The organism is Candidatus Arsenophonus triatominarum (assembly GCF_001640365.1).
Lineage (GTDB): Bacteria > Pseudomonadota > Gammaproteobacteria > Enterobacterales > Enterobacteriaceae > Arsenophonus > Arsenophonus triatominarum.
The window spans coordinates 1-7,990 of record NZ_LWMI01000047.1; the positions used below are offsets into that span (position 1 = coordinate 1).

The following is a 7,990-nucleotide window of genomic DNA, read 5'->3' on the forward strand; positions in this document are numbered from 1 at the left end:
TTGACTCGGTTTGCGTGAGCTGATCACGTCGCCTTTACTCCACTGCTGGCAATCCGTGACAACCGATCCGTGTACAAACGTGAGGGCGTTGCTGTCATCGCCCTCATCTGCAACGTCAAAACCGAGTCGTTTAGCCCCCGTTGTCAAAAACCCCAGTTTGATATGGGCATCAATGGCCGCCTGTACCCATTCGGCGGGAATTAAGATACCTTCAACAGACGCCTGATAGTTCAAATCCAGTTCCTGCGCCACAATGACCGGATTATCGATTTTCAGGCACTCTTTTTCGTACCATTGTTCATCTTTACGGGGGTCATTGCGCCAGTGAAAGGTAAACACCGGAATACGTCCACTGTGGCGTTTTTGGGCAAAAGGATTGTCCATCCCATTAACCGAACTTAAGTCAATGCGGCAGCGGGTAGTTTGCGATAGGGCAGCATCAATCAATAGCGGACGAGGCAAAAAGGCGGCTTCGTCGACGAAATAGAGTGTCGTCCGGTCACCCCGTCCAATATTGTCCCCCGCTTCACCCTTGATAATGGCGCCGGTGTTTGGAAAATTGACCCGCATATAAGGCGCGTGTTTTTTCGCTACCCAGCCTCCCCGAAACTCTTGCGGTAAAGTTTCAATAAACTTACGGGCTTTCCAGAACAACGCTTTCGGGTCACCGGTGCTGTCAACATACTCTTCTTTGCGGGAGCCAAAGCCAATTACCATCTCTTTATTAAAGAGACATAAAGCGCATGCGAGTGCAATTGACGTCCAGCTTAAGCCCATTTCGCGGCTTTTTTCGGTAATACCGTTTTCACGTCCTTTCCAGCGTGTCATTATCCAGTCAATCCATGCTTCCTGTTTCGGGAACAGCAAAAAAGGAATAGTCACCGGTAACCCGTAATCGACATTTCGTGGGTCTGTCGTCATGCCCCAGTCAATAATAAACTGCGCGGGATTATCCTTATAAAATCGGGTTAATCGTTTAAAACTTTCCGGCTGCTGGCGTAACCGTTGTAGACGCTCATCGCGCCACTCAAATACCTTAAAATAATCTGGTTTTTTAAAGTCAAAAGGAAAAGGTAACGGCATAGGAATTTGTCCGGAAAAAAGCGACTCAAAAAAATATTTTGCACATAAACGTGTACATAAAAATACAAAAAATGGGGTTAAACTCATATAATCAATTGATATTAAATAAATATTTAAATTTAATATCATTTATAACATAAATAAGTAAGCGATTTTAACCCTTTACCCCATCAGTTTTTGGTACGCTTCTGCGGCCTCTTCTAAAGTCATTTCTCGAGTAATTGCATTTTGCGGTAGTATATCTTCTGGTATAGGGCTACCTTGCAATTGCTTAATTTCCAGTAATAAGGTAGTTGGTATAGGAATGCCTTCTATCTCTAAAAATTGCGCGGCCTCTAGTGAAGTGATTTCGGCTGATTTTTTTCGCTCGAGTATCGATCTTAAGTATTCTTTTGTTGATGCTTTTCATCGTTAAAGAAGACTTCATTGATCCCATCTTTTTGTAAACGGCAATATCATTGTGACTAGGCAATACTTCTTCTATCGTTGTCGTTTCGCCGTCTGCCGTGGTTTTAATAATTTTGCGTTTTCGGATTTTGGTGTTTTGCCTTGCTGTTTCTGCTAGCTCTTTTTTCAAAATGTCGGCCGCATGATGAAAAGCATGATCAAATTCGTAATAATCCTTTCGCCAATTTCTAATCGTTTTTTCATCCACATGCAGCCATTTTGCAATGAAATGATTTGATACTTTGCCTTTCACCAAAGACAGGTTGATCACGTCATCAATATACGCTTTTTTATATTTAGCTTTCCCTGACATGACAACCTCTTTTTAACCTTTGTGCAACATTCGTAAAATTAGCCATTTTGGGTGCGGACTTATTTTGCGGAAGTATGCGAAAAAAATCCCTCTTCATGCGTTGTTATTATTAGGTTTCCAATTTTTCAAAATGCGGAAGTATGACTGCGGAATTATGCGTTTTTGGCTATTCTGTAATTTTTTACCTGAATCCCTTTGATGTAAAGCAATTAAGGTTTTAACCCCATTTACCTTAATGATTAAAAAATGAACGCAAATGTTAAAAATTTAACTCAAAAATTGACCCTGAAAATCGACCGTAAATATTTGAGGTGGTCTCAATGTTTTTATGACCCAGCATTTTAGAAATAACATGAATATCATTCCGTTTTTTGATAAGACGTACCGCTGCAAAATGCCGTAAGTTATGAAATTTCCCAATCCTGAATTTTTCCAGTAATTCCTTAACAATTCCTGTCGTACTGTAATTTAACGACAGTCTTTTCACTGATTGACTGACAATTAATGGTTCATGTAACCCAAACTTGTTTTTATCCAATAGCGACAATAACCCTTTTGGCATCGGTAACAATCGCTGAACGTCAGCTTTTAAGCCTTCAATAACACCGTTTCGTGTTACATGTTTTGAGATATTCAAATATTCCCCTTGAATATCGCTATAATCCAATGCCAATATTTCGCTTATCCGAAGCCCAATCACCGATGCCAAGATGAAGGCAATCTTTTCTCTGACGGGCGCTTCTTCAATCATCCTATCCACATTCTCAAACGCCGGAATGAAAATAGGCTTTTCCCTTTTCTTTTCAATTTTGGAATTGGACTGACACCAACATTTCGCATTGCTTTCAGCAGCAAATAGGCAGAATGCAGATGTTTAAGCGTATTTTCCGGTAAACCGTTAAATTCACTCGGGCGAATATTCAACGCCATTTTTGCTTGCAACGTTTCGTCAATCGAAAACAAGGCATGTTTAATCGTATCGAGCGAACTTTGCCGTAAATGCCCCGTTTCACACTGAAAGACCTTTTTCCCCACATAAAACTGAATCAACTTGCGAAGATGCCAATCTCGGCATTGCTCTTTTTCTTTTGCCATCATCGCCAAAAATCGCTCAGATTCGCTCAGAAAAAGAAAATGGCAAGCAGCTTCCCGCGTTTTAAAGCTTTTATGAAATCGTCCTGCTGGATTTTCGTAATGCACACGAAAACCCTCGCTATCATGGCGAGTTTTGACTTGTTTAATTGAACTCATTTGCGATTATCGCTTTGTTGTTAACCTGGCCACAATTTTTGCTTGATTAAGACAATCTTCTATCATCTTGCCTCTTCTACTAGCTGGCTGTTTGCGATAATAGCGGATGGCTTCACGGGTGGCTAAGCTGGCGACAGAGGTAGAAAAGCCCAGCTTGATTAACTCGGCCTTAACATTGGCTTCGATGAATTGCTCAGGAGTCATCCTTCTAACCTCATGCTTCCACCAATTAAATCAAGGGGATTTGAGATAACTCCATTACTGTTTTTTCAGCTTTTTTAAGAATGGGTAAATCATCTTGACGCTTACGTAATCGACGACCAGCATCCGAAGAGTCTTTATCAGACTCTTTTCTGGCTGTAGCAACAATATTTTGTAATTGCTCAATAGTAAAAGCTAATCCTTTATTTTCTTCCAACTCCGTCATGTAGTCATAGATTTTAGCCTGTAACTCATAGCTGTAACTCATTGCCATTAGACAGGCTTCACGTTTTGGAAATCGGTAAATTTTTCGAATAGACTGGGCACCGTTTCCAGTGGTGAAAATATCATCAGCTAAAAATTTAGCAGATGTTTCTCCAAGAACTTTGGGTACTTTTGCCATAAAATTATTGTGCTGTAACTTGCGATATTTTTTGCAAGGAAACGTTAATCTCTCTGCTTCCGCTTTTGATTTCCGCTCCGCATTAATATAGTCCACCATTTCCAGACTGGTCATTGTTGGCATTTCTGTTACTAAAAAATTGTCATTTTTAGTTGTTACTAATTTCATCGTACTTTTCCTTATAGAAAATCGAACCTGCGCGCACAGAACAGCCGCCCACAGAAAAGCACCATTTTAAACGGCGTTCTTCAGGCTCGACTTTCTATAAGGTTCTGTGTTTTATTGATGCGCGTGCGTGGCGCTGAGATTGTTAAGATTTGAACGTGCCAATGACCGATTCAGTGACACTGTGTTTTGATGTACTGCTGTAGATATTCCGTCTGCTTTTCGTTCTCAGCTATCATCGCTCTGAGACGGAAATAATCTTCTCGAGCTGCCTTACTAAGTTGTGGGGTGGCTTCATTATGTCGGCTCTGGGTGGTAGCGGTTTTGGGTATTGGACACACGGCATTGACGTGCAACTGCTTAGTGCCAGCACGAACAGCATCATTGAGCTTAGCAATTTCAGCTTTGGCATTATTTAATTTCTCCGTGTGTTGAATATCGAGTTGGTGCAAAGAATCAATCTTTTGCTGCTGTAATTTCACGGCTTCAATTTGTGCGCGATATTGCTGTTTTAATGTTTGGTAGTTTTGCCTGATGGTTTGATAACGGGAGTTGATAAAAATAAGTGAGAGAATTAACCCTGCAATAATCACTCCGATAAATGAGTAAGGTCGCCATAACATATTACGCTCTCAATTTCCCGACGGGTAATTAGCCCTTTCCAGACTTCGCCTTTCACATAAACCCACCGCTTCATCTCATCACATGCCCCTTTTCGGTCATTGTTGTTGAGCTTTTTGAGCAAGGTCGATTTGGCAAAATTACCCACGCCCACGTTATAAGCAAATGAGTAAAGGGCTGCCTGTGTTAGCGTGTTGATATTGACCTTAATCAACGGGTCAACATAACGTTTAACGGCTTTTAAATCGTCATTAAGCCACTTATCGCAGTCTTCTTGCGTGTACATCCGGTTACGCACAATATCCTTGCCTGTATGACCATAACAAACAGAGAGTACACCACCTCCATCGAAGTAAGGTTTAAATTTTAATCCTTCAAAATGCGTTATCATCGTTGAGGCTAAAAACAACGCACTACCGCCCGTTGCCATCAATATTTTTTTCGGTATCTTCATACTGACGTTCCTTGAGTCTGTACTCCTTTTTGCGGTAGTACACGTTGATAAAAAATGTCCCTATCGTGCAGACAATACCCATCACAGCTACCCACTGCTCAAGGGTAAAAAAATCAAAAATCGTTGTCATGACTCCCCCGAGGGTGGTCATGATGCCCCACAGATAGGCGGCAGGTGTTGAGTATTTTTCAGACATGCGCATATACCCTCGTTGTTGAGGGTTCCATTGCTTTGAATTGATTGGATTTGAGTAGTGAAACTCAGTGATTTAAAACTTTTTTTCGTTATTGAATTTTACGGCGGTAGCTTGACCAATTGAAATTTAACCAAAGCCCATTGCTCATCATCATTCTATCGATGACTCTATCGCCCAAAAATTGCCGAATTTGTTCACTTCGCGCAGATTTGGCATCCATCGCGAGACCGTCTTTTGTCACTTGCACGTTGTCAATCCTCGAAAGTGGGTAAAACCGGTTCCCAAATACACCCACAATTGATTTTTTCACCTGGCAGGATGTATTCACCGCTAATCAGGCAGCCTTTACGGAGCGAAAATTTCTTGCCCGTGGCTTTTACATGATCAGGCCTTGGGTGTTGCCCTGCGCCGGTATGTCGCCAAATCCCCTCAGTTATCCCCAGCGCATGCTGTCTCACTGCCGCCAAGGCAGAATTCGCTTTTCGGTTCTGGTCACGGGCAATCAATTCCGCCCTTCTGGCAGTTACGCCAAACTGTTGTCCCAATGTTTTTTTAAGCTGAGCTAAATCACCTCCCCGCGAAACAGACTGGAGAACCACGGATTCAACGTTAGTGAAATAGCGTTGGGGGATGGATTTAATTAATGACACGTTCTCCGCCACAATCGCTGTCACCGCATTGTGCATGTCGCGCGTCATTTTGAAATCAATCGCAAACCCCTTATCGACCAGCTGCTTTTTAAGGGGCACATCCACATTACCGGCTGCTCGGTTAACGAAGGTTTTTGCCAGATCGTCGGATAAGGCAGTGAATTTCTTTACCCAGCGGGCAGAAAGCGCGCGGAGCGTATTCCTTATCATTGAGGCGGGGCTGGCGTCGTAAGCAAGAGAATTTTTTGAAAAGGAAGTTAAAATTTTGGCGGTGACGTTTTTATGCATCCTGGTAATCTGGCGACGTAATTCACGCTGATACCAAAGCTGTATCCCTGCATTGGGGAGTGAAGGTTTAAGTGTTTTCTCCTTCTTTTTCGTCTGTTTCATCTTCGTTTTCCTGCCCGTTCATGAAAGCAAAACCACTCTTCGGATTATTGATAAGCCATTGAGCGACATCCATCGTCGAAATACATGAACTCGTTGCTAAATTAGCCAGCATTGAAGCGTTATTGAGATTTATCTCCGACATTTCCTTCTCGGTTAGCTCATCGAGTGGGTTAAAGGTGAACGTAATTTCGGGTAATAGCTGCCCAAATTCCGCTATAAACAGGTAATCCAGCATTTGCTGTATCATGGGGCGAATATTGCGTTCCTGAATACCGGAGATGGTTTCGTGCCAGACATCGATTTCACCCTGCCCGTTTGCATTCAGTCCCGCGGGCGCATTGCCAAGCAGCTTAATCACCGGCATCCGTGAGGGAATACACAGTTGTTCCTGATAGTTTGAGGCGATTTTCTCAAGATCCGTCATCGGTGTATTGATCTGAAAAAACTCTTCCTCCGTATCTAGCGCCAGTACCCGCGATTGTTTCGGTAGTTGGTCATGATATCGATGCGGCGTTTGAATTCGCCTGGATTTTCCATCCGTTTTTCCATATCAGTTTTTAGACCCGCCAGCGTAAAAGCCTTGACAATTTTGGGTATCTCATCGCGGATAGTTTCCCACGCCTTGACATAAGGCTCCATTAGCTGGATCAGTGATAAGCCCCCAAAGTTATAGGCAGGTTTCAGTATCTGTGATACCGGACGCGTCACTAGGTCAATAAATCGGGAGGCGTGGATGGTCTGCCCCATAACAAACCACGATGAAGGCTGATAAAAATCCGGCTCCACGGTCTGAGCGTGTTATACATCGCCGGATACATCCAAATAGGCTCAATAATACGAAAACCGCGAAATTTATCGCCCACTTTTGCTCTGTCTTTAAAGAGCGGATTGCGCATTTCATTCTCATCGGCGCCCATGTCAATATAGATATGCGCTATGCCGAACAGACAATCATGCAAAACGGCCTGATGGATCATATCCTGAAGGCGATATTTCACGATTACCCCTTCCACCTCATTAACGAGGTCCTCATCATCGGATGAGGATTTTACGGTTAACCAATTGCGCGTAACTCGTCAGCAAAATCGCGGCAACATTGGCGTACTCGGATTGCTGCGCTTTCATGGCCAACATCGGGTATCCTGAAACCACCATACAACAATCACTCCGAATGCATTCAGGGTTTCATACGGGGTGGCATCATTCGCAGCGCGTCCGCTCTCTTTGCTTCGGGTATCACGCTGCGGGAGGGCATAGGGTTTGAATTCGTAGACTGGCTGCTCACTGACGGATACATATCGATATCAGAGATGGAAAATAGCTTTTTCCTTTCAGGCTTAACGTCCTTTTTCCTGTTTCTTTTGTTCATTAGAAAATGCCTCGTCGGGATGTGAAACGGTTTAGGAACGGGGGAAAAGCATAATTAATGAATCGGCCATGTTGGGTGAAGCGATGCCCGTTTTTTCATGTCTTTTTGCTCTCGACTTTCACCGTCCATTGTTGTCGTAATCCACCGAGGACGGGATAATTCAGCTTTCAGTACGTCAAGTTCTTTTATGCCTGAACTGAGACTGATTAACAGGCATCGGTAAATTGATTGATGAACGTTTGTCATCCGGATATTTTTCCAAATGCATGATACACGCAGGTATTAAAAACGGTCTCGGACGCCCACCAGGCTTGCGCTTATATTCGCGAACATATCTTTATTGGTTTTTCCGCCACATATTTTGCGTCAGGTTTAAAGACAGCCACCCGCGTTGATCCGGTTGCGGTGATATGACATGTCCGTCGTAGATGCGCTTTCACCCTGCCC

12 protein-coding genes and 1 pseudogene are annotated in these 7,990 nt (G+C 43.2%); all 13 read right to left on the reverse strand.

The features are described 5' to 3' along the window. Positions 1-1,083: terminase large subunit (locus AYJ55_RS21110; protein WP_063657807.1), on the reverse strand; the 1,083-nt coding region annotated here is incomplete at its 3' end. 271 nt (positions 1,084-1,354) lie between these two features. Continuing rightward, positions 1,355-1,843: a hypothetical protein gene (locus AYJ55_RS21115; RefSeq protein WP_063657802.1), complete on the reverse strand. Its 489-nt coding sequence runs from the start codon at positions 1,841-1,843 to the stop codon at positions 1,355-1,357. A 259-nt stretch (positions 1,844-2,102) separates the two neighbouring features. Continuing rightward, complete coding sequence (locus AYJ55_RS21120; RefSeq protein WP_063657803.1) at positions 2,103-2,594, reverse strand: site-specific integrase; 492 nt, start codon at positions 2,592-2,594, stop codon at positions 2,103-2,105. Continuing rightward, complete coding sequence (locus AYJ55_RS21125) at positions 2,591-3,094, reverse strand: hypothetical protein (RefSeq protein ID WP_063657804.1); 504 nt, start codon at positions 3,092-3,094, stop codon at positions 2,591-2,593. Before AYJ55_RS21125 ends, AYJ55_RS21120 begins: the two co-directional genes overlap by 4 nt. A gap of 6 nt (positions 3,095-3,100) precedes the next feature. Further along, positions 3,101-3,298 carry a hypothetical protein gene (locus tag AYJ55_RS21130; RefSeq protein WP_063657645.1) on the reverse strand — a complete coding sequence of 66 codons (198 nt, stop codon included), beginning with the start codon at positions 3,296-3,298 and terminating at the stop codon, positions 3,101-3,103. A gap of 25 nt (positions 3,299-3,323) precedes the next feature. Beyond that, positions 3,324-3,866, reverse strand: coding sequence for a hypothetical protein (locus tag AYJ55_RS21135; RefSeq protein ID WP_063657644.1), 543 nt, complete (start codon positions 3,864-3,866; stop codon positions 3,324-3,326). A gap of 170 nt (positions 3,867-4,036) precedes the next feature. Beyond that, on the reverse strand, positions 4,037-4,486 hold the full coding sequence (locus AYJ55_RS21140; protein ID WP_063657600.1) for a lysis protein: 450 nt from the start codon (positions 4,484-4,486) through the stop codon (positions 4,037-4,039). After that, positions 4,453-4,938 (reverse strand): lysozyme, encoded by a 486-nt coding sequence (locus tag AYJ55_RS21145; protein WP_063657599.1) that lies wholly within the window; start codon positions 4,936-4,938, stop codon positions 4,453-4,455. Before AYJ55_RS21145 ends, AYJ55_RS21140 begins: the two co-directional genes overlap by 34 nt. Then, the gene (locus AYJ55_RS21150; protein ID WP_245677456.1) at positions 4,898-5,134 is read right to left on the reverse strand and encodes a phage holin family protein; all 237 of its coding nucleotides are present in this window, start codon (positions 5,132-5,134) and stop codon (positions 4,898-4,900) included. Before AYJ55_RS21150 ends, AYJ55_RS21145 begins: the two co-directional genes overlap by 41 nt. 88 nt (positions 5,135-5,222) lie before the next feature. Next, positions 5,223-5,354, reverse strand: coding sequence for a hypothetical protein (locus AYJ55_RS34900; protein WP_281181206.1), 132 nt, complete (start codon positions 5,352-5,354; stop codon positions 5,223-5,225). A gap of 31 nt (positions 5,355-5,385) precedes the next feature. Then, positions 5,386-6,174 (reverse strand): phage head morphogenesis protein, encoded by a 789-nt coding sequence (locus tag AYJ55_RS21155; RefSeq protein WP_245677217.1) that lies wholly within the window; start codon positions 6,172-6,174, stop codon positions 5,386-5,388. After that, a pseudogene (locus tag AYJ55_RS21160) lies at positions 6,140-6,921 on the reverse strand (phage portal protein). Before AYJ55_RS21160 ends, AYJ55_RS21155 begins: the two are co-directional and overlap by 35 nt. Further along, on the reverse strand, positions 6,882-7,172 hold the full coding sequence (locus AYJ55_RS34910) for a DUF1073 domain-containing protein (protein WP_162505794.1): 291 nt from the start codon (positions 7,170-7,172) through the stop codon (positions 6,882-6,884). The pseudogene AYJ55_RS21160 and the gene AYJ55_RS34910 overlap by 40 nt, the downstream one beginning before the upstream one ends. Between the last annotated feature and the right edge of the window lie 818 nt (positions 7,173-7,990).